Origin of the sequence: Sphaerotilus uruguayifluvii (assembly GCF_013294065.1) — a bacterium.
Lineage (GTDB): Bacteria > Pseudomonadota > Gammaproteobacteria > Burkholderiales > Burkholderiaceae_C > Sphaerotilus > Sphaerotilus uruguayifluvii.
Genome location: NZ_JABSNM010000014.1, coordinates 43187 through 61599, shown reverse-complemented (window position 1 = coordinate 61599; position 18413 = coordinate 43187). Strand labels below are relative to the sequence as shown.

17 protein-coding genes are annotated in these 18413 nt (G+C 69.7%); 6 read left to right on the top strand and 11 right to left on the bottom strand.

What is annotated here, in order from left to right:
* Positions 1 to 10: 10 nt before the first annotated feature.
* From HNQ01_RS15250 to cadR, 7 genes are all read right to left on the bottom strand, one after another.
* Positions 11 to 1138, bottom strand: a complete 1128-nt coding sequence (locus HNQ01_RS15250) for an efflux RND transporter periplasmic adaptor subunit (RefSeq protein ID WP_104301951.1) — start codon at positions 1136 to 1138, stop codon at positions 11 to 13.
* Positions 1135 to 1728: a hypothetical protein gene (locus HNQ01_RS15245; protein ID WP_434801515.1), complete on the bottom strand. Its 594-nt coding sequence runs from the start codon at positions 1726 to 1728 to the stop codon at positions 1135 to 1137. Before HNQ01_RS15245 ends, HNQ01_RS15250 begins: the two co-directional genes overlap by 4 nt.
* On the bottom strand, positions 1725 to 2948 hold the full coding sequence (locus HNQ01_RS15240) for a TolC family protein (RefSeq protein WP_245876405.1): 1224 nt from the start codon (positions 2946 to 2948) through the stop codon (positions 1725 to 1727). Before HNQ01_RS15240 ends, HNQ01_RS15245 begins: the two co-directional genes overlap by 4 nt.
* A gap of 208 nt (positions 2949 to 3156) precedes the next feature.
* The gene (locus HNQ01_RS15235; protein WP_104301953.1) at positions 3157 to 3519 is read right to left on the bottom strand and encodes a DUF2946 family protein; all 363 of its coding nucleotides are present in this window, start codon (positions 3517 to 3519) and stop codon (positions 3157 to 3159) included.
* Between the two features lie 68 nt (positions 3520 to 3587).
* A complete protein-coding gene (locus HNQ01_RS15230; RefSeq protein WP_104301954.1) occupies positions 3588 to 4301 on the bottom strand; it encodes a transglutaminase-like domain-containing protein in 714 nt (237 codons plus the stop codon).
* A gap of 121 nt (positions 4302 to 4422) precedes the next feature.
* Positions 4423 to 4767 (bottom strand): CzcE family metal-binding protein, encoded by a 345-nt coding sequence (locus tag HNQ01_RS15225; protein WP_104301955.1) that lies wholly within the window; start codon positions 4765 to 4767, stop codon positions 4423 to 4425.
* A 139-nt stretch (positions 4768 to 4906) separates the two neighbouring features.
* Positions 4907 to 5350 (bottom strand): Cd(II)/Pb(II)-responsive transcriptional regulator, encoded by a 444-nt coding sequence (gene cadR / locus HNQ01_RS15220; RefSeq protein WP_104301956.1) that lies wholly within the window; start codon positions 5348 to 5350, stop codon positions 4907 to 4909.
* Between the two features lie 302 nt (positions 5351 to 5652).
* Between cadR and HNQ01_RS15215 the strand changes: the two genes are divergently transcribed.
* Positions 5653 to 7758 carry a heavy metal translocating P-type ATPase gene (locus HNQ01_RS15215; RefSeq protein ID WP_104301957.1) on the top strand — a complete coding sequence of 702 codons (2106 nt, stop codon included), beginning with the start codon at positions 5653 to 5655 and terminating at the stop codon, positions 7756 to 7758.
* Between the two features lie 93 nt (positions 7759 to 7851).
* Positions 7852 to 8163, top strand: coding sequence for a hypothetical protein (locus tag HNQ01_RS15210; RefSeq protein WP_146076043.1), 312 nt, complete (start codon positions 7852 to 7854; stop codon positions 8161 to 8163).
* Positions 8164 to 8166: 3 nt separating this feature from the next.
* Here the strand turns inward: HNQ01_RS15210 and HNQ01_RS15205 are convergent, their stop codons facing one another.
* Together HNQ01_RS15205 and HNQ01_RS15200 are read right to left on the bottom strand one after the other, a co-directional pair.
* Positions 8167 to 9495 carry a heavy metal sensor histidine kinase gene (locus HNQ01_RS15205; protein ID WP_104301959.1) on the bottom strand — a complete coding sequence of 443 codons (1329 nt, stop codon included), beginning with the start codon at positions 9493 to 9495 and terminating at the stop codon, positions 8167 to 8169.
* Positions 9492 to 10178, bottom strand: coding sequence for a heavy metal response regulator transcription factor (locus HNQ01_RS15200; protein WP_104301960.1), 687 nt, complete (start codon positions 10176 to 10178; stop codon positions 9492 to 9494). The genes HNQ01_RS15205 and HNQ01_RS15200 overlap by 4 nt, the downstream gene beginning before the upstream one ends.
* A gap of 149 nt (positions 10179 to 10327) precedes the next feature.
* On the opposite strand from HNQ01_RS15200, the gene HNQ01_RS15195 reads away from it, so the two are divergent.
* The gene (locus tag HNQ01_RS15195) at positions 10328 to 10660 is read left to right on the top strand and encodes a DUF4148 domain-containing protein (RefSeq protein ID WP_104301961.1); all 333 of its coding nucleotides are present in this window, start codon (positions 10328 to 10330) and stop codon (positions 10658 to 10660) included.
* A gap of 686 nt (positions 10661 to 11346) precedes the next feature.
* On the opposite strand, the gene HNQ01_RS15190 is transcribed toward HNQ01_RS15195, so the two are convergent.
* A complete protein-coding gene (locus tag HNQ01_RS15190) occupies positions 11347 to 11709 on the bottom strand; it encodes a hypothetical protein (protein WP_173806287.1) in 363 nt (120 codons plus the stop codon).
* A 594-nt stretch (positions 11710 to 12303) separates the two neighbouring features.
* Here HNQ01_RS15190 and HNQ01_RS15185 point away from each other — a divergent pair.
* The 3 genes from HNQ01_RS15185 (at position 12304) to HNQ01_RS15175 (ending at position 17639) form a co-directional block, all read left to right on the top strand.
* Positions 12304 to 13617 (top strand): recombination directionality factor, encoded by a 1314-nt coding sequence (locus HNQ01_RS15185; RefSeq protein WP_173806286.1) that lies wholly within the window; start codon positions 12304 to 12306, stop codon positions 13615 to 13617.
* A gap of 113 nt (positions 13618 to 13730) precedes the next feature.
* On the top strand, positions 13731 to 15065 hold the full coding sequence (locus HNQ01_RS15180) for a metallophosphoesterase family protein (RefSeq protein WP_353621717.1): 1335 nt from the start codon (positions 13731 to 13733) through the stop codon (positions 15063 to 15065).
* 90 nt (positions 15066 to 15155) lie between these two features.
* Positions 15156 to 17639, top strand: a complete 2484-nt coding sequence (locus HNQ01_RS15175) for a DNA repair protein (RefSeq protein WP_104301963.1) — start codon at positions 15156 to 15158, stop codon at positions 17637 to 17639.
* A 329-nt stretch (positions 17640 to 17968) separates the two neighbouring features.
* On the opposite strand, the gene HNQ01_RS15170 is transcribed toward HNQ01_RS15175, so the two are convergent.
* Positions 17969 to 18226, bottom strand: coding sequence for a heavy-metal-associated domain-containing protein (locus tag HNQ01_RS15170; RefSeq protein WP_104301964.1), 258 nt, complete (start codon positions 18224 to 18226; stop codon positions 17969 to 17971).
* Positions 18227 to 18413: the final 187 nt, after the last annotated feature.

Below are 18413 nucleotides of genomic sequence, written 5' to 3'. Positions count from 1 at the left end.
GCGGCTCCTGTCAGCGGACCTGGTTGATCAGCGTCGCGCCCTGCGTGGCCACGCGATCACCGGCCTTCAGGCCCGAGGTCACGGCGACGTTGACGCCGTCCAGCGGCTCGACCGTCACGGTGCGCGGCTCGAATCGCTCGGGCGCCGTCTTCACCCACACGATGGTCTGGTTGGCCGGGTTCTTCATCAGCGACGACACCGGCACCGCGATGCCCTGCACCTTGTCCTTGCCCTGCACGAACACGCGCACCGGCTGGCCGACGGCCAGCGACGACAGCACCTTGCCCTCGGCACGGAAGCCCAGCGGCAGCGCCTGCTCGCGCAGGCTGCGCGCGGCGCCGATGAAGGCGAGCGGCACGCGCTGGTTGCCCACCGCGAGGCTGGCACTGCCGACGTTGCCGGCCAGCGCCGCATCGAACGCCAGCGCCTCGACGCGCAGCCGCGCCGGGTCGACAATCTCGAACACCAGCTCGCGCGCATCGACCACCTGGCCGGCGACGACATGCGCCGACGCGATCACGCCCGAGACCGGCGCCACCAGCGCCTCGCGCGACGCGAGGCCGGTGCCGACAGCGGCGATGCGCTCGGCCAGGCTCTGCGCCTCGCTCTCGGCGGCCTCGATGTCCTTGCGGGGCACGGTGTCGGCCAGTTCCTTCAGGCGCGCGACGCGCTTGTCGGCCAGCGACTTCGCAGCGCGCAGTTCGGCCAGCTGCGCGGCCTGGTTCGAGCGTTCGATCGGGGCGGCGGACGGCACGACGTAGGCCAGCACCTCGCCCTTGCGCACGGCCTGACCGGCGTTGGGCAGGCCGCGCGGTCCGGGTTCGATGCGGCCGGCGTTCAGCGGCTGCACCTTGCCGCCTGCGTTGGGGTCGATGACCACCTTGCCGTTCAGCTCGAACGAGCGCGGCAGCTCGGTGGCCTCGGTGAGCAGCGTGCGCACGCCAAGCTGGCGCTGCGCCGGCTTGGGCAGGAAGACGCTGCCGTCGGGTTGGCGTTGCGGCCCGTTGGCGTTCGGTGCGGCCGGTGCATCGCCGTGGTCATGGCCTTCTCCGGACATGGCCGGCGCCGAAAGGCCCAGTGCGAGCGCGAAGACAGCCGGGAGCGCCCAGCGGCGCGTGCAGAGGATGTTCGAAGTCATGCGACGGCTCCGGTGGTGCGCTGGCGGCCCGCGGCGATGCGGCGACCGATGAGGATCAGGGCGATCAGGGCGGCCAGGGCGCCGGCGCCCCAGCCGGCGTACTCCTTCCACGAGTGCACATGCGCGGCCTCGTCGGCGTGCGCCTCCTCGTGCAGGTCGAGTTCGCCAGCCAGGAGGTCGACCTCCTGTCCGGCGGTGACGGTGGCCGTGATCGGCAGTACGCCGGGCTTGGGTTCGGCAGCGAGCACGATCTCGAAGGCGTCCTCGTGCTTTTCAGCCTTCAGCTTCGCGCCGGCGATCTCCAGCTCGATCTGCGCGTCGGTGACGGGTGCGTTGTCGGCCGCGCGGTCGAGGTACAGCGTGATCTGCTTGCCGTTCAGCACGCCGACCAGTTCGAAGGTCTCGGAGACCGCCGTGAAGCGGGGCAACGCGGGGCCGGTGGACGTCGGCGCAGCGTCGCCGTGGTCGTGGCCTTCGCCGGCGTGAACCAGCGGGGGCATCAGAAGGGCCGCGATTGCAGCGAACGCGGCCAGGAGAGATGAAGTTTTCATGGGTGGACTCTGGTGATGGGCGAGGTCGGTGGCGATCACTGCGGCAGCAGCCCCAGCGCCTGGCGCCAGGCGGAGATCGCGGCGGCCAGTTCGATGCGGCTGCGCGCAGCCTGGCGCTCGGCCTCGGTGGCCTCGGCGTCGATGCGCAGGCGGGTCGGCAGGTCGGTCTCGCCGAGGCGGAACGACTTCTCGAAGAAGCCGCGGGTCTCGCGCGCCAGGGTGGCGCGGCGCTCCGCGGCGGCCAGCTGGCTGCGCGCCGCCTGCACACGCGCGACAGCGGACTCGCGTTCGGACTGAAGCCGCGCGCGGTCCAGGGCCAGCTGCGCCTGCGCTTCGGCCGCATCGGCACGGGCGCTGGCCACGCGGGCGTCGTGCCGCGGCCCGGCGCCGAAGGGGATGCGCACCGCCAGCGTGACCGTCTGGCCGTAGCGTTCCCCGCTCGCGCCGCGGTCGCGTGTCGTCGCGAGCGTCAGCTCCGGGTTGGCGCGCGATTGTGTCGAGGCCAATGCCGCGGCGCGCTCGGCGACGGTCGCACGGTCCCTCAGTTCGGCCAGCGCAGGATGCTGCGGTGGCTCGGCGGCGGCCGGGGGCTCGGGCTCGGCCACGGCGCTCGCGGTGGCCATGGGCGCCCAGGTGCCACCCGCCAGCGACTTGAGCTGCTGCAGGGCCACCGTCGTCCCCGCCTCGGCCTGCGCCACGGCGGCTTCGGCCGCGGCCACGGCGCCGTCGGCCTGGTGCTGGTCGGCCCGTGCCAGTTCACCGGCCTTCGCGCGGCGCGCCACGTCAGCCGCCAGGCGGCGGGCGCTGTCGAGTTGCGCGCGGGCGATCTCGGCTTCGACGCCGGCGCGCTGCCAGTTCCACCAGGCCTCGCGCACCGAGGCGGCCAGGCGCAGACGCGCGGCCTCGGCCCGGCTGCCGAGGGCGGCGGCCTCGGCATCGGCGAGTGCGCTGGTGTTGCGTCGCTCGCCGGGCAGCCACAGCGGCACGGCGACGCCGACCTCGAGCTCCCGCGCGCCGTCGTTGCGTGTGAGGCGGTCGGTCTTGTGGCTGGCCTCGAGCGCCGGTGGCTCCGGCGTCCAGGCCTCGGCGGCCCGCCGTTGGGCTTGCACCGCATCGCGGCGTGCCTGCAGGGAGAGCGATTCGGGCTGGCGCGCCCAGGCCGTTTCGAAGAGTTCCTTGAGGCTCGGCGCAGCAGCCGTCTGGGCCGTCGCGACGCCAGGCGCCAGGTTCACCAATGCGGCCAGGAGTGCCGCCGCCATGCCGCCACGGCCGGAGGCCCGGCGGGTCTGTCGTTGTGTTCGTGTTCTCGGATGCATCCGATGCTCCAGTGCTGTGGGAAAGACACGGGAGACCGGCGAGCGGCGACCAGGCGGTCGCGCCGACCCGAGCCAGGCTGCGCCCGATGCGTCGGGGCAGCGCGCTCAGGCGCGGACGGGGTTCAGTATGGGAAGAAGCCCGCCTCGCCGATCAGGCGAGGCGCGCCCACTGGGGGCGTTCGGGCTGGGCCGGCAGATGCTCGGAGCTGGGTGCCTCGGCCAGCCCGGGCGGCGCACTGCCCAAGGCGTTCGTCTTCAGGCCGACGGGAACGTCCAGCATGCCGGCGCAATGGCCATGGCAATGGCCGCAGTCGAAGTCGGCCGCGGTCGACGCCGAGCCGTCGGACTTGGCCTTGTCGCCGGCGCTGGCCCCATGCCGGTGATCGGCATGGTCGTGATGGCCGACATGGTCTGCTGCGGCGCCCGACTCGTGCATGCAGTAGTCGGCCACCGCCGCCCAGGAGAACTGGAGCGGCAGCAGGACCAGCAACAGGATCGCGAGCCAACGGCGCATGGAGGTGGAGTGTAGCGGCTACAGGGTTGACCGGAACGAGACAGGGCCGTGGGCTGTCGTGACGCAGGTCACCAGCGGCCAGCGCGCACGCGCGCCACGTTGTCGTTCATCCAGTGCCGTACGACATGCGCGAACAGCCAGCGCTTCAGGCCGCCGAGGTTGGAGCCGTGTCGCGCGTAGAAGGCGTCGGGATCGTCGAAGGTGCCGAAGTCGTCGACGATGCCATCCTTCTGGATGAAGGTGTCCTGCCCGCGCCACTCCACGGGCGGGGCCGAGAGGTCCGGCGTGGCGGCCCCGTAGCCGCAGAAGCGCTTGGCGCCGGGGAAGCGGCGCTGCAGGCTGCCCAGGTAGTCGGCATCGAGGATGAAGCCTTCGAGGTTCACCCACCGGCCCTCGTACCACACCTCGACCCAGCTGTGGATGATGCGTCGGGGCGCCAGGCGATACGCCAGCCCCGAGATCGCGCCGCGCTGCAGTGCCTTGTCGATCGTGAAACCGTGGAAGCGGCACGGCACTCCGGCCGCACGGAGCAGCGCCATCAGCAGCGTGCTCTTGGTGTTGCACTGGCCGATGCCGTCGGCCAGCACGCGCGAGGCGGGCAACTCGTCGCCCTCGTTGTAGCCGAAGGCGATCTCGTTGCGCACGAAGTCGTAGGCAGCCCCGATTCTTTCGCGCTCCGGCAACGCTCGCCAGTTCCGATCGGTGACCAGGCGCTCGATGTAGGGATTGCCGAAATTGAGAAGCGGCGTCGGGCGAAGGAGGAGAGACGACGTATTGGGCATTGCTCTGTCGGGATGGATTCAGGTTGACGAGTCCCGCATTCCAGACCCTGAAGCCACTACGGAGTCAAGCGCGTGCACCCGTCCGGGCCAAGCCCGGACGCATTGCCGGCACGGACGGTGCTCAGTTGCGATTGGCTGGATCGCGCGCGACGTAGGCGACCGCGCCTTTCGTGGCAAAGCCCGCCGGGGCGATCTTTGCCAGATCGACCCCGCGCCGATCCAATCCATTGAAGGTCCAGGCAAACTGCTGGCCCGCGTCACCGAGGAAGATGACCGTTTCGCCGTAGGCGATGTTCGGTCGTGCTACCTGGGCCAGGTCCACGACACGGGCGGCGCTCGAAGCGGCGGCCGGCTGGCCGTAGATCGACTGGCCGTTGAGGAAGGTCTCGCTCGCAGCGAAGCCGATGGCGGGAACCGCCGTTGCGAGTAGCACGGCGGCGCTGCGCAAGAAGGATGAGGAGTGCATGAGAGTCCCTTTCTGGATGTGATCGGCTGCCGAGCAGCCGCATGCCCGATGGCATGGCTGAGGACTCTAGAGACCGGCGCGGAACAGCTTCTGAACCGGAAGATGACAGTTCGGTCACTCAGACCGAGGCAGGCCGCGCTCAGTGCGCACCGTGAACGTGCCGGCGCCTTGTCGGCGCCAACGGGGCTGCGGCCGCGCGGTCGATGCCGGTGAGGATCCCGCACTCGGAAAGCGAATGGGGAGTCGCACAGCGCGCGCGCAGCGACTTGAGTTCCTTCTCCAGCGCCCGCAGTTCGCGGATCCGCTGTGCGACGTGGCCGATGTGTTCGTCGAGCAGCGCGTTGACCTCGCCGCAATCCTGCGCAGGCGACTCGCGCAGCGCGATCAATGCCCGGATCTCGTCGAGTGTCATGTCCAGGTTGCGGCACTGGCGGATGAAGGCGAGCCGTTCCAGATGGGCCGGCAGGTACATGCGGTAGTTGTTGTCTGCGCGCAGGGGTGGAGGCAGCAGGCCTTCGCGCTCGTAGAAACGGATGGTCTCGACCGGCGTTCCGGTCGCTTCGGCCAGGGCGCCGATCTTCATGGGTTCACCTCTTGCCCGGACTGGAGGGAAGGAAGCGCTTGACTCTACACCTGCTACAGGCTTTGCAATGGCGGGAAGGTCAACGAGGATCCCCTGCCATGAATCGCCTTTCCAACAAGCCAGTCCCTGGCCATGCTCACTCGCCCGGCGATGACCATGACCAAGCGGCGGCATGCGACAGCCTGAACCCGGCCCGCTCGGATGAGCGCTGCGGTGCCTGCGGCCCGGCCGCTGGTGCTGCCTCCGTGCCATCGCCTGTCCCCGGGGCCACTGAGGCAGGGCGCAGCTACCGGATCGCCACGATGGACTGTGCCGCCGAGGAGGCTGAGATTCGCCGCGCCGTCGATGGCCTGTCCGGCCTGCGCGGCCTGCGCTTCAATCTCGGCCAGCGCCTGCTCACCATCGACGCCGACGATTCCGCCGTGGAGCCGGCGCTCGCGGCCATTCGAAAGGTCGGCTTTGATCCGCAGCCCGTCGCGCCGGCCGTGAAGGCGGATGGTCATTCGTCGGGGGACGGGCACGATCATGAGGTCGTACGAGGCCAGCTGCCCAAGCTGGCCGCGGCGCTGCTGCTGGCCATCTGTGCCGAGGTCATCGGCTACTTCGCGCCGGAGACGCTGGTGTGGCGGGGCGCCGGCCTGGCCGTGGCCGCCGTCGCCATCTGGCTGGCCGGCTTCGACGTCTACAAGAAAGGTCTGACGGCGCTGCGCCATGGCCGGCTCAACATCAACGCGCTGATGACGGTGGCGGTGACGGGCGCCTTCGTCATCGGCCAGTGGCCTGAAGCCGCGATGGTGATGGCGCTGTACGCCATCGCCGAGGCCATCGAGGCGCGTGCGGTCGACCGAGCGCGCAACGCCATCAAGGGACTGCTCGCGCTGGCGCCGGAAGAGGCTTCGGTCCGGCAGCCCGACGGCAGCTGGGCCACGCAGCCTGTGGGCGTGGTGGCCGTGGGTGCGCTGCTGCGGGTGAAGCCGGGAGAGCGCGTGCCGATGGACGGCATCGTCCGTTCCGGCCAGACCAGCATCAACCAGGCGCCGGTGACGGGCGAGAGCATCCCGGTCGACAAGGGTGCAGGCGATCCCGTCTTCGCGGGGACCATCAACGACTCGGGCACCTTCGAGTTCGAGGTCACGGCAGCCGCCTCCAATTCGACCCTCGCCCGGATCATCCATGCCGTCGAGGAAGCCCAGGCCACGCGCGCGCCGACGCAGGGCTTCGTCGACCGATTCGCGGCCGTCTACACGCCGGCCGTCTTCGTCATCGCGGTGGCGGTGGCTCTGCTCGGCCCGTGGCTGCTCGGCTGGACCTGGCTGCAGGCGGTCTACAAGGCACTCGTGCTGCTCGTCATCGCCTGCCCGTGTGCGCTGGTGATCTCCACGCCGGTGACCATCGTCAGCGGCCTGGCGGCCGCCGCGCGGCGCGGCATCCTGATCAAAGGCGGCATCTACCTCGAGGAAGCGCGCAAGCTCAAGGCCATCGCCCTGGACAAGACCGGCACCATCACCGAGGGCAAGCCGCGGCTGGTGGACTGGTCCGTGGTGGAGGCCGGCACGGATCCGGCGGTGGCCGAGCACATCGCGGTCGTGCTCGCCAGCCACTCCGACCACCCGGTCTCCAAGGCCATCGCAGCGGGTCTGAGGCCCAACAGCGTCGAGGCTCGCAACTTCACGGCACTGACCGGTCGCGGGGTACAGGCCGAGGTCGATGGCGTGACCTACGTCCTCGGCAACCACCGGTTGATCGAGGAGCGCCGTCAGTGCTCGCCAGCGTTGGAGGCACAGCTGAAGCGACACGAAGAGGCGGGCCGCACGGTCACGCTGCTGGCCACGCCCGAGCGGGTGATCGCGCTGTTTGCCGTCGCCGACACCATCAAGCCCTCGTCGCGCGAAGCCGTGGCGTCGCTGAGGGCGCTGGGCATCACGCCCGTGATGCTGACCGGCGACAACCAGGCCACCGCCAGCGCCGTGGCCCACGAAGCCGGCATCGAGCAGGCGCGCGGCAACCTGCTGCCGGAGCACAAGCTTGAGGCCATCAAGGCGCTGCAGCGAGAGATGGGCCCGACGGCGATGACCGGCGACGGCATCAACGACGCGCCGGCGCTGGCACAGGCGGACATCGGCGTGGCGATGGGCGCCGCCGGCACGGACACGGCGATGGAGGCCGCCGACGTCGTTGTGATGAACGACGACCTGCGGCGCATCGGGGAGGCGGTGGAGCTGTCTCGGTCCACGCACGCCGTGCTGTGGCAGAACATCACCCTCGCTCTGGGCATCAAGGCCGTGTTCCTGATCCTGGCCGTCTTCGGCAGCGCGACGATGTGGATGGCCGTGTTCGCGGACATGGGCGCAAGTCTTCTGGTCGTGCTCAACGGCCTTCGCCTGTTGGGCAAGGCGCCCAAAGGCTGAGCCGCCAATCTGACTGAACTGTCATCCAGGCGTTCAGGACCTGTTGGGATGGCGGGCCGAGACTGTGGCTGTCTCAACCCACTCCTGTACCCCATGAAGTCCACCCTGCGCGCCACGATGGCGCTTGTCTCGATGACCTTTGCCGGCGCGGCTTTCGCTGCACCCACCTGCACGGCCGATGTCGCCCGCATGAAGCGCCTGGACGACCGTGCACCTGCGCCTGCTGCGGCCACGGCGCCGGCCACCAGCGGCATCACGTTGGCCCAGGCGAAGAAGCTGGATGGTGCTGGCATGGTCGTGCCGTCTGCCTCGCTGTCCGGCGGACTGACCCTGGCCGAAGCCAAGCGGCTGGATCGCATGCCGGCCGCCGGGCGAGGACGCGACATCGCAGGCAGCTGCCTCTGACCCTCAGACCGCATCAGGCCCGCGCGCCGGCAGGACCAGGCCAACGGCCGTGACGCCGCCGGCCGAACTGGCCCGGACGGCGCCGCCGTGCATGCGGGCGATAGCGGCCACGATGGCCAGCCCCAGGCCATGGTTGCGGTCCCCGCCAGCGCGCGCGGCGTCGGCCCGGTAGAACCGGTCGAACAGGCGGGGCAGGTGGTCGGCGGAAATCGTCTCGCCCCGGTTCTCGACCCGGACGGCGACCTCGTCGTCGCGGTTGGCGATTCGGACGGTCACGCAACTGCCGCGTTCAGCGTAGCGCGTGGCGTTCCCGATCAGGTTCGACAGCGCGCGCTGTACCAGGCGGACATCGACCTCGCAGCGAGCATCGCCCTCGATCGTGCAGCGCAGCCCGGCGTCCTCCAGCGCGGCCTCGTGCAGATCGGCCACCGGGCGTGCAATCTCCGCCAGGCTTTGCACGGGCTCGCGACGTGCCTGGGCGCCTCGGTCCGCCTGCGAGAGAAACAGCATGTCCTGGATGATGAGCGACATGCGCTGCAGATCCTCCAGCTGGTCGCCGAGGATGTCGCGCAGCGTCTCGGCGTCGCGCGCCTTGCGCAGCGCGAGTTCGGTTCCTCCGATCAGCGTGGACAGCGGCGTGAACAGTTCATGGGCCACGTCGGCATTGAAGGCCTCCAGCTGAGCGTAGGCCCGGTGCAGCCGCTCAAGGAGGTCGTTGACGTGTGACACCAGGGGCGCCAACTCCTCGGGCTGGTCGGAGCCGTCGAGCCTGTGATGCAACGTGTCGGCTGCCAGGGCCTGGACCTGCTCTGCCAGTGCGCGAACGGGCCGCAGTCCGAACTGCACCAGCGCGAAACCGCCCAGGGCGATCACGACCGAGCCTGCGAGCGCGGCGGCGACCAGGGTGCGCGCGAGGCGGGACAGCACGCGGTCGTCGTCGCTCGTGTCCAGTGTGAGCGTGGCGAGGACGGAGCCGGATGGGGACGCCGCCTCGAACTGCACGACGACCGTCCGGCGCCCCGCCGGAACCGGTGCGCCCGCGTAGATCGGCCTACCCCGCGCGTCGGACAGTGTCAGCGCCAGGTCCTGCCGGCCGACCATCGCGTCTTCGAGCTTGTGCGTCAGGATTGCGGCGTCGAGTCCGTCCGCCTCGGCGATCAGGTGGCGAACCTGCTGCTGCTTCTGGCGCAGCGTCTCCGCCTGGCGATCTCCGAAGCTCAAGGCCGTGGCTGTGTAGATCCCCAGGCATGTCATCGCCAGACCCGCGAGCGCGAGCAGCGCAAGCCAACGTGCCAGCCGGCGACCCAGCGACCCCGCGTGCAGCCGCTTCATGGTCCGCGTTCCTCCAGCACGTAGCCCATGCCCCTGACGGTGTGCAGCAAGGGTCGATCGAAGGGCAGATCCAGCTTGCCCCGCAGGCGCCGGATCGCGACGTCGATGACGTTCGTCCCATGGTCGAAGTTGACATCCCACACCTGTTCGGCGATCTCGGTGCGGGAGAGGACCTCGCCCTTGCGGCGCATCAGCAGCGTGAGCAGCTGGAATTCCTTGGCCGAGAGATCCAGGCGCTGGCCGGCCCGTGTCGCGCGCCGCCGCGCCATGTCGAGCTCGAGTTCGCCGAGCGTCAGGACGAGCGCATCGGGCGCCGGGGCGACTCCCGATGCGCGGCGCAGCAGCACCTCGATGCGGGCCACCAGCTCGGAGAACGCAAACGGCTTGACGAGGTAGTCGTCGGCACCTGCCTTCAGGCCCCGCACCCGGTCTTCCACGCGGTGGCGCGCCGTCAGCATGATGACCGGGGTCTGCTTGCTCTGCCGCAGCGCGGCGAGCAGGCCCAGCCCGTCGATGCCCGGCAGCATGGCATCCAGCACGATCAGGTCGTGGCTGCCTTCCGTGGCCAGGTGCAGGCCGTCGATGCCGTTGCCGGCCACCTCCACGACATAGCCTTCCTCCGCCAGGCCCTTGCGAAGGTAGTCGGCGAGCTTGGCTTCGTCCTCCACGATCAGCAGCTTCACAGGCCGACCTCCTGGCAGGCGCACGTCGTCACTGTCCGAACTGTCATCTGCACGTTTCCTCTTCGTTGGATGCCGCTTCCTACAGTGGGCACATGCCTTCGGGCATGACTTCGCAGACCACCTGCTCCAACCCCTGAAAGGACCCCGTCATGAATACGCTCCGTCTTGCCCTGCCGGTCATCGCCATCGCGATGTCTTTCCCGCTGGCGGCGCAGGCCAGCTCGGTCTGGCACCCGGCGCCCGGCGAAGCCGGTGTCACCTACCACCCCGATCACTTCAAGAGCACCAAGACCCGAGCTCAGGTGATGGCGGAGGTCGACGCGGCGCGCAAGGACGGCACGCTCCTGCTGCTGCAGCGAGGAGCACCTCTGCCCGTCAAGAGCTCCCAGCCGCCGAAGACCCGGCAGCAGGTCATCGACGAGATGCGTGCCGAGTCGCCCGAGGCGCGGCGTGCACGGATCGAGCTCTATCCGGGCGGCTGATCGCCGGAGGCCTTTCGCGGAGGACGCGGCGGTCGCTTGGGCGGTTTGCCGCGCCGCGGGCCCTTGGCTCGTTGCTTCTTCGGCCCTCGCAGTCGCTCGCCAAGACTCGCGGAGTAGCTTCGTGGTGCCGGAGCCGGCTTGCGCGGGTGCCGCCGGCACCGCCAGCGATGGAGAGCAAGGGCGACGAGCGCTGCCAGCAGCATGCCGACCCAGATCCACGTCATCCCAAGCGTGACGTCTGGATCGGCCAGCCGGGATCTCATCTCGCCGCCTGCATGTCCGCGAGGGGCGCGTCGCTCTGCACCCGGAAGTCGCCTGGTCGCAGAGGCAGTCAGCCAAAGTCTGCGGCCAGTTGGGCGTCAGGCGAGCACTCGCCCGGCACTGGTTCGATGGCATGCAATCCCGCTGCAGTCTCCGTCTGCGCTGCAGCAGAACCTGGTACGAATTGCAGCCATGCGGCGACGGGCGCCGCTGCCAGGCCACCGAGCCCGGAGGCCCGGCCGGTCTGTCGATGTGTTCGTGTTCTCGGATGCATCCGATGCTCCAGTGCTGGGGGGAAGACACGGGAGACCGGCGAGCGGCGACCAGGCGGTCGCGCCGACCCGAGCCAGGCTGCGCCCGATGCGTCGGGGCAGCGCGCTCAGGCGCGGACGGGGTTCAGTAAGGGAAGAAGCCCGCCTCGCCGATCAGGCGAGGCACGCCCACTGAGGGCGTTCGAGCTGGGCCGGCAGGTGCTCGGCACTGGGTGCCTCGGCCAGCCTGGGCGGCGCACTACCCACGGCGTGCGCCTTCAGGCCGGCGGGAAAGTCCAGCATGCCGGCGCAATGGCCATGGCAATGGCCGCAGTCGAAGTCGACCGCGGTCGACGCCGAGCCGTCGGCCTTGGACTTGTCGCTGGCGCTGGCCCCATGCCGGTGGTCGCCATGGTCGTGATGACCGACATGGTCGGCGCCTGCACCTGACTCGTGCATGCAGTAATCCGCCACGGCCGCCCAGGACATCTGGGTGGGCAGCAGCATCAGCAACAGGATCGCGAGGCAACGGCGCATGGAGGTAGAGTGTAGCGGCTACAGGAGTGACCGGATTCAGGCCGCCGAGGTTGGAGCCGCGTCGCGCGTGGAAGGCGTAGGGATCGTCGAAGGTGCCGAAGTCGTCGACGATGCCGTCCCTCTGAATGAAGGTGTCCTGCCCGCGCCACTCCGCGGTCGGGGCCGAGAGGTCCGGCGTGGCGGCCCCATAGCCGCAGAAGCGCTTCGCGCCGGGGAAGCGGCGCTGCAGGCTGCCCAGGTAGTCGGCGTCGAGGATGAGGCCTTCGAGGTTCACCGGGTCAAAGGCGTCAAGCGAAGAGGCAGACCGCACGATCTCGCTGCTCGCCACGCCTGAGCGCGTCATCGCTCTGTTTGACGTCGCCGACATGTTCAGGCCCTCGTCGCGCGAGGCCGTCGCCTCGGTTTGGTCGCTGGGCTTTACGCCGATGATCCGCCAAGCGAGACGGGCCGCTCGCGGGGCGCAAGCAGGTGCATATCGCTGCCGCGCGAAGGACTGCGGGTCGTGTCAGTCGGAGCGGCAACCGAGGTTGAAATCCGAGACTGAGGCGAGACGATGGTTTGTCGGAATCCCCCGACGCCTACCGAGGAACGCCGATGGCCTCTTCAACATCCCCCGATCCCCGGCCCGCCGTCGTGCTGCACGGCGGGCCCACCGCTCTGCCGACCCTGCTGGGTAACGGTACAAACGGAACGCCCCGCCTGGCCACGGGCGGCAAGATCCGCGCGGGCATCAAGGTCCTGACCCGTCGGGCTGCCGAGGTGCCGCGTGCGCAGACGATCTACGAACAGGGCCTGAACCAGGGCCAGTCGTTCGACCAGATCGAGCGTGCGCTGGCCGAGGCCTGCCCTGAGCTCAAGAGCCCGCTCGTTCCGCGCAACGTGCCGTGGTTCACCGTGCGCGCCCAGGACTTCCCGAATCCCCAACTGGCAACGCAGATCCTCGACCTTCATGGCGAGGACCGCGGCGAGGGCCGGCGTCTCTACCGCTTCCCGGTGGTGTTCCCGACCGATCGCTGGCAGAGCGTGATGCCACATGAACTGGCCACCTGGGGTGCGCAGGACAAGCGCTTCTGGTCCGAGTATTCGACCGACGGACGGTGGCGCCACTGCATGACGCGCGCGCCGGTGCCGGTGGACGCGACGGGGCGCCGCACGGTGCGGCTGTTCGGCGGCCGCAAGGCGATTCCGCGCGAGGACAACGGCGGGCTGTGCCAGCCGGAGTCCTGCCCGGAGTACCAGCAGCGGCAGTGCAACCTCACCGGACGCTTCCTGTTCTTCATCCCCGGCATCCGATCGATCAGCGCCTTCGAGCTGCACACGCGAAGCTTCTACGCGATGAATGCGGCGATCCGCACCTTCGAGACCGTGGCGTTCCTGCGGGGTGGTCGACTGGCCGGTTTCCTGGACCGCCAGGGCACGCCGTTCTACCTGACCAAGCGGCTGATGGAGGTGGCGCACATCGATGACCAGGGGCGGCCTGTCCGGGTGCCGCAGTGGATCATGGAACTGGAAGCGCCGGTCGACGTGGCGACGCTGATGCGGGAGCAGGACGATCAGGACACCGTGCTCCTGCAGGCCGATGTTGCCGCCCGCGTGCTCCAGGGGCACAGGGGGAGCGCTTCCTCGACGCCAGGGAAGGGGCCGAAGTCCGTCGACGAACCTGTAGCTGCGAGCGATCCCACGGCGGACGGCGTGCCGCCCACGCTGGAGCATGTGCTCGGGCGGCTGACCGCGATGGGCGTGCCTGCGCAGACATGGCTCAGCTATGCGGCCACGCGCTGGGGTCCGGGGTGGAAGCTCAATCCGCAAGGGCGGCAGCGGGCCTTCGGCGAGCTGGAGCGTTTCCGGAACGATCCGAAGGGCTACGCGGACAAGGTCAACGCCGTGCTGCAGCAGGTGGCTTCGTGAGCGCGCCGGGACAACGGCCCGGCGGAACCGGTGCGCAGGGCGCAAGGGTGTCGCGCATCCCGGATCGGCATCCGCGAGCGCACGGTCCGCACCTTCAGGCACATCGCTTGAGGGTGGCGCACCTGTCCGACCTGCACTACGGGCCGCGCCACCTGGAGGAGGCCGATCGCTGCTTCTCGGCGGCCGTGGACCGCGCCATCGAACTCGCCGTCGATGTGGCCGTGATCTCCGGGGATGCCACCGATCACGCCCTGGATCTGCATGCGCCTGCGGCCTTGCGTCTGCTGGCGCAGGTGCGGCGGCTGGCCGACCAATGCCCTGTGCTGATGCTCCAGGGCACCTGTTCGCACGAGCCGCCCGGCACGCTGTCCGTGTTCAGGATGCTGGGAAGCCGCCATCGGGTCTTCGTCGCGGACCGGATTGGTCAGGTGGCGTTGATAGTCAGCGCATCGTCTCGGGACCTGTCGGCGACCGATGCGTCTTGCGCCGACCTCTGGCTCGCGTCCGAAGGCCCACGATTCGCGGAGGTGCCGCCTGGCGCCAGGGCACTGTTCACCTGCATTCCGTCGATCAACAAGGCGGCCGTCGCGGCAGCGGTCGGCGCCACCGCTGCCGCCGAGGCCCAGGGCGAGCAGCTGGCCCGGCTGCTGCAGGGCTACGCCGGCATCCACGGCGTGGCCCGTGCTGCTGACGTGCCGACGCTCGCGGTGTCGCATGGCACGGTCTTCGGCTGCGTGACAGAGCACGGCGTGCCGATGGCCGGGTTCGACCACGAGTTCACAACCGGGGCGCTGCTCAGCGCCGGCGCGCAGGCCACCTTGCTCGGCCACATCCACCGGCACCAGGCCTGGACCCAAGGGGAGGGCGAGCGGCGCCAGTGCATTGCCTACGCGGGGTCGATCGGTCGCTTCCACCACGGTGAGCAGGGCGACAAGGGGTTCCTGCTGTGGGAATTCGGACCGGGCGGGGTGGACTGTCGCCTCGAGCCGACCCCTGCAAGACGGACGCTGGACATCGTGTTCGAGGGCCGGCCCGATCTGGACCAGTTGCGAGATGCGGCGAGCGCGCAGGAACTGGCCGGCGTCAGCGTGCGGGTCCGATGGACGGTGGCCGACGAGGACCGGCACGAGGTGGACCGCGGTGCCATCGAGCGCGCCCTGTTCGCCGCCGCCGATGTGCAGCTCGAGGGGCGGATCGTGCCTGTGGTGCGCACCCGCGCGCCCGGCATCTCGCAGCTCGTCAATCTGGCCGACAAGGTTAGGGCCTGGGCCACGGCGACGGACGTCCACGCGCAGCCGCTGCTGGAGTGCCTGGAACGGGTGACGACGACCGAACCCGAGGACATCGTCGCGGCAGTCCTGGCGATCCCCGATGCCGGTGCCAAGGCACAGGGTGGCCTTGACCCGGCCGAGAAGGATCCGAGACTGGACCTCTTCGAGACGGCCTGAAACGGCGCCTGAACAGCGGCCGAAGGGCGCCCAGGCTGCTTCACCTCCCACCACACCCATCGCGCCGCCCAGCGGCGCTGGAGGCATGCCATGCAACCACTCTCTCTCAGGCTCCGGGGCTTCCGGGGCATCCGCGACGGCCTCGGGCTGGACGAGCTGACCCTCGATCTGGAGCGGCTGGCCGATGGTGCCGCGCTGGTCGCCATCGCAGGCGCCAACGGCCGCGGCAAGTCCACGGTGATGGACAACCTGCATCCCTACCTGACCATGCCGTCGCGGGCGGCGCAGTCCGGGCCGGGCGGCTTCTCGTACTACGACCAGGTCTGCATGCCGGAGAACGAGAAGGACCTGCACTGGGCGCACGCCGGGCGCTGCTACCGCTCGCAGGTGGTCATCCGGATGAACGGCCGAACCGGGAGCCGCCGCAGGACCGAGGCCTATCTGCTGATGCTGGATGACGCCGGCACGTGGTCTCCCGCCGCGCTGCCCGACGGCACCGTCTCCGATGGCAAGGTCGAGACGTATGCGCGATGCGTCGAGGCCATCTGCGGGCCGGCGGACACCTTCTTCACGTCGGTCTTCTCGGCACAGGGGAAGCGGCAACTCAGCACCTACCGCAATGGCGAGATCAAGGCCCTGCTGGCCGATCTGCTGGGGCAGGAGGACATCCGCGCGCTCGGTCAGAAGGCGGGCGAGACGGCGCGGCAGCTGAAGGCGGCTCTGGCGGCGTTGCGCGCTGAAGCGACCGCGTTCGATGCCGAGCGCCAGCGGTTGGAGGATGACGCCCGTCGATGGCAGGGCGCGGATGAGAGGGTCAAGGCGGCGCAAGCCAGCCGGCAGGCGGCCCATGAACAACGGGAAGCTGCGCGAACGCAAGAGGCGTCGTTGATGGCCCTGCAGGAGCAGGCCAAGGCTGCCGAGAGCCGGCGAGCGCAGTTGGTGGAGGAACTGGCGGGCGCCCGTGCCCAGGGTGATCGCACCCTGCAGGACCTGCGCACGCAGGACCGGGAGGCAACGGAGCAACTCGCACGGCTCGACGGTCGTGTGGCGCAGCGTGTCGCGCAGGCCAGGGCGCAGCGCGAACGACTGGAGGCCCGCATCCGGTCCCTGCAGCGGGCGCTGGCGGACGAGGGCGCGGTCGCTCGAGCCGGCCGCCGTCTGCCGCTGGCGACAGAGGTGGTGCGTCGCCGCGAGGACCGCGTGCTGGCGCTTCGCGATGCCGTCCAGGACCTTGCGCGTCGTCGCGATGCTGTCGCAGGGATCGGGCAGCGGCTGGCATCGCTCGAGCGCGAGGCGGGCCAGGCCGCGCTCCAGGCGGAAGACCTGAGCCGCCGCCTGGCCCTGAGCAACCGCGTGCCCTGCAGCGGCATGCCCATGCAGGGTCAATGCACCCTTTTGTCGGACGCACGCGAAGCGGCCGCGCTGGCGCCGAGCGCCCTGCATCGGATTCGTCAACTCGCTGCGGAGCGGGACAGTCTTCGGCTTGAACTGCAGGCCCAGCAAGAGGCGGTGAGCCTCAACGTTGGCGCACCGCAGAGCCTGAGCCGAGCCGAGTGCCAGTCGAGGCGAGCCCTGGCCCGTCAGACGGCCTATGCCGCCTTGGCTGCGCGCGGGGCGGAGATAGGCCAGGCGCGCGCGGGTCTTGTCGAAGCGGAGGACGAACTCGTCGCTCTTCCACCTACTCAAGACCCGTCGGCCGGGGCGGAAATCGCGATCGACACCGACTCCGAAGCGGCTGAGCGCCAGCAGATCATCGCCAGCCGGATGCGCGTTGCCGAGCGTGTCTCGCTGCTGGAAGCTCAGACCCAGGCGGCCATCCAGCGACTCCAGACCGCGATCGATGCACTGCCGTCACCGCCGGATGCTGCGCGGCTCGTACAGGCCCGGGCCCAGGTGGAGCGCTGGCAATGTGTCCTGGATGAGGCGGAGCGCTCGCATCTGGCTGCCGTCCGCGACGCGCAGGCGCTTGCCGCCCTGTCGGCCCTGATGGAGGAGCATGGCCGGAGGCGCGACGCAGCCGCGGCCCGCACGGCACGGGTGGAGCGGGAACTTGCCAATTGGCTGCTGTTCGCCCGCTGCATGGGCAACGATGGCCTGATCGCGCTGGCCATCGACGATGCGGGGCCGACCTTGTCCGGCCTGGTGAACGATCTGCTGCTGGCCTGCTATGGCCCGCGCTTCACGGTGGCCATCGAGACCTTGCAGGAGACGGCCAAGGGCGAGCAGCGCGAGGGCTTCGACATCCGCGTCTACGACGCAGAGTCGGGCGAGGACAAGAGCGTCACGGCGATGAGCGGCGGCGAGAAGGTCTGGATCAACGAGTGCTTGGTGCGGGCCGTGGCGCTGTATTTGGCGCAGAACACCGGCCGGCGCTACGACACCCTGTTCTCCGACGAGACCGACGGACCGCTGGACCCGGAGCGCAAGCGCATGTTCATGGCGATGAAGCGGCGGGTGCTGGAACTGGGTGGCTACGCGCGGGAATTCTTCGTGTCGCAGACGACGGAGCTGACAGCGATGGCGGATGCGGTGATCGATCTCGAGTCGATGACTGCGCCTGGATGCTTGGCCTGATCGTCTGGTTCCCCACCGCAGCACATGCAACACAGCGAAGCGTTCCTGTCTGCGGGCGTTCGCCGCGCATGAACCAAGTGGCCGCTCTCCCCCCTATCGGATGGCGCAGGTTCAGGCGTTGTACCGGCGCATGACGGCGGTGGCTAGCGGCTGCATGGCGGCCAGTGACTGAGCCTCGCCATCCCCGGGCCGTGGTCTCCGGGCAGCGACCCGGGGTCGCCGACGATCTGCACTAGACCGGAGGCGCGCCTGGACGCATCCCGATGGACGGAGCGACATGCTTGCCGTCCTGCGGTTGTTCGGCCATCGGTCGCGATGGCGGAGCGGCCTCAGCGGCAGTGCCCGCAGCAGGAGCTGCCTTGGGATGCAGGGTCAACCTGTGCCGCCTCAGCCCGAACCGGCGTGTAGCCCGCCTCGGCGATGGCGTCCTGCAGCTGCTGCGCATCGGCCTCGGTCGGCTCGATCAGCACCAGATGCTTTGGCAGGTCGATCGTGACCTTGACTCCCCGGTCCGCTGACTTCAGCGCCTTGGTGATCGTGCTGGCGCAGTGGCCGCAGGTCATGTCCTGGACTTCGAATGCAATCATGGGGTGCTCCTTCTGCTGGTTGGGATGCCTGACTCTCAGGCTTGCCCTCGTGGGAAGGTCAAGCCAGCCATCCACAAGACCTCACCTGCAGGTCGGGATCGACAGCGCAGCCGGTTGACATTCCCATGATGGGAAGGCTGAAGCTCCTGCGGCATCAACCGACTGCGGACCCGATACGGTCCGGAAG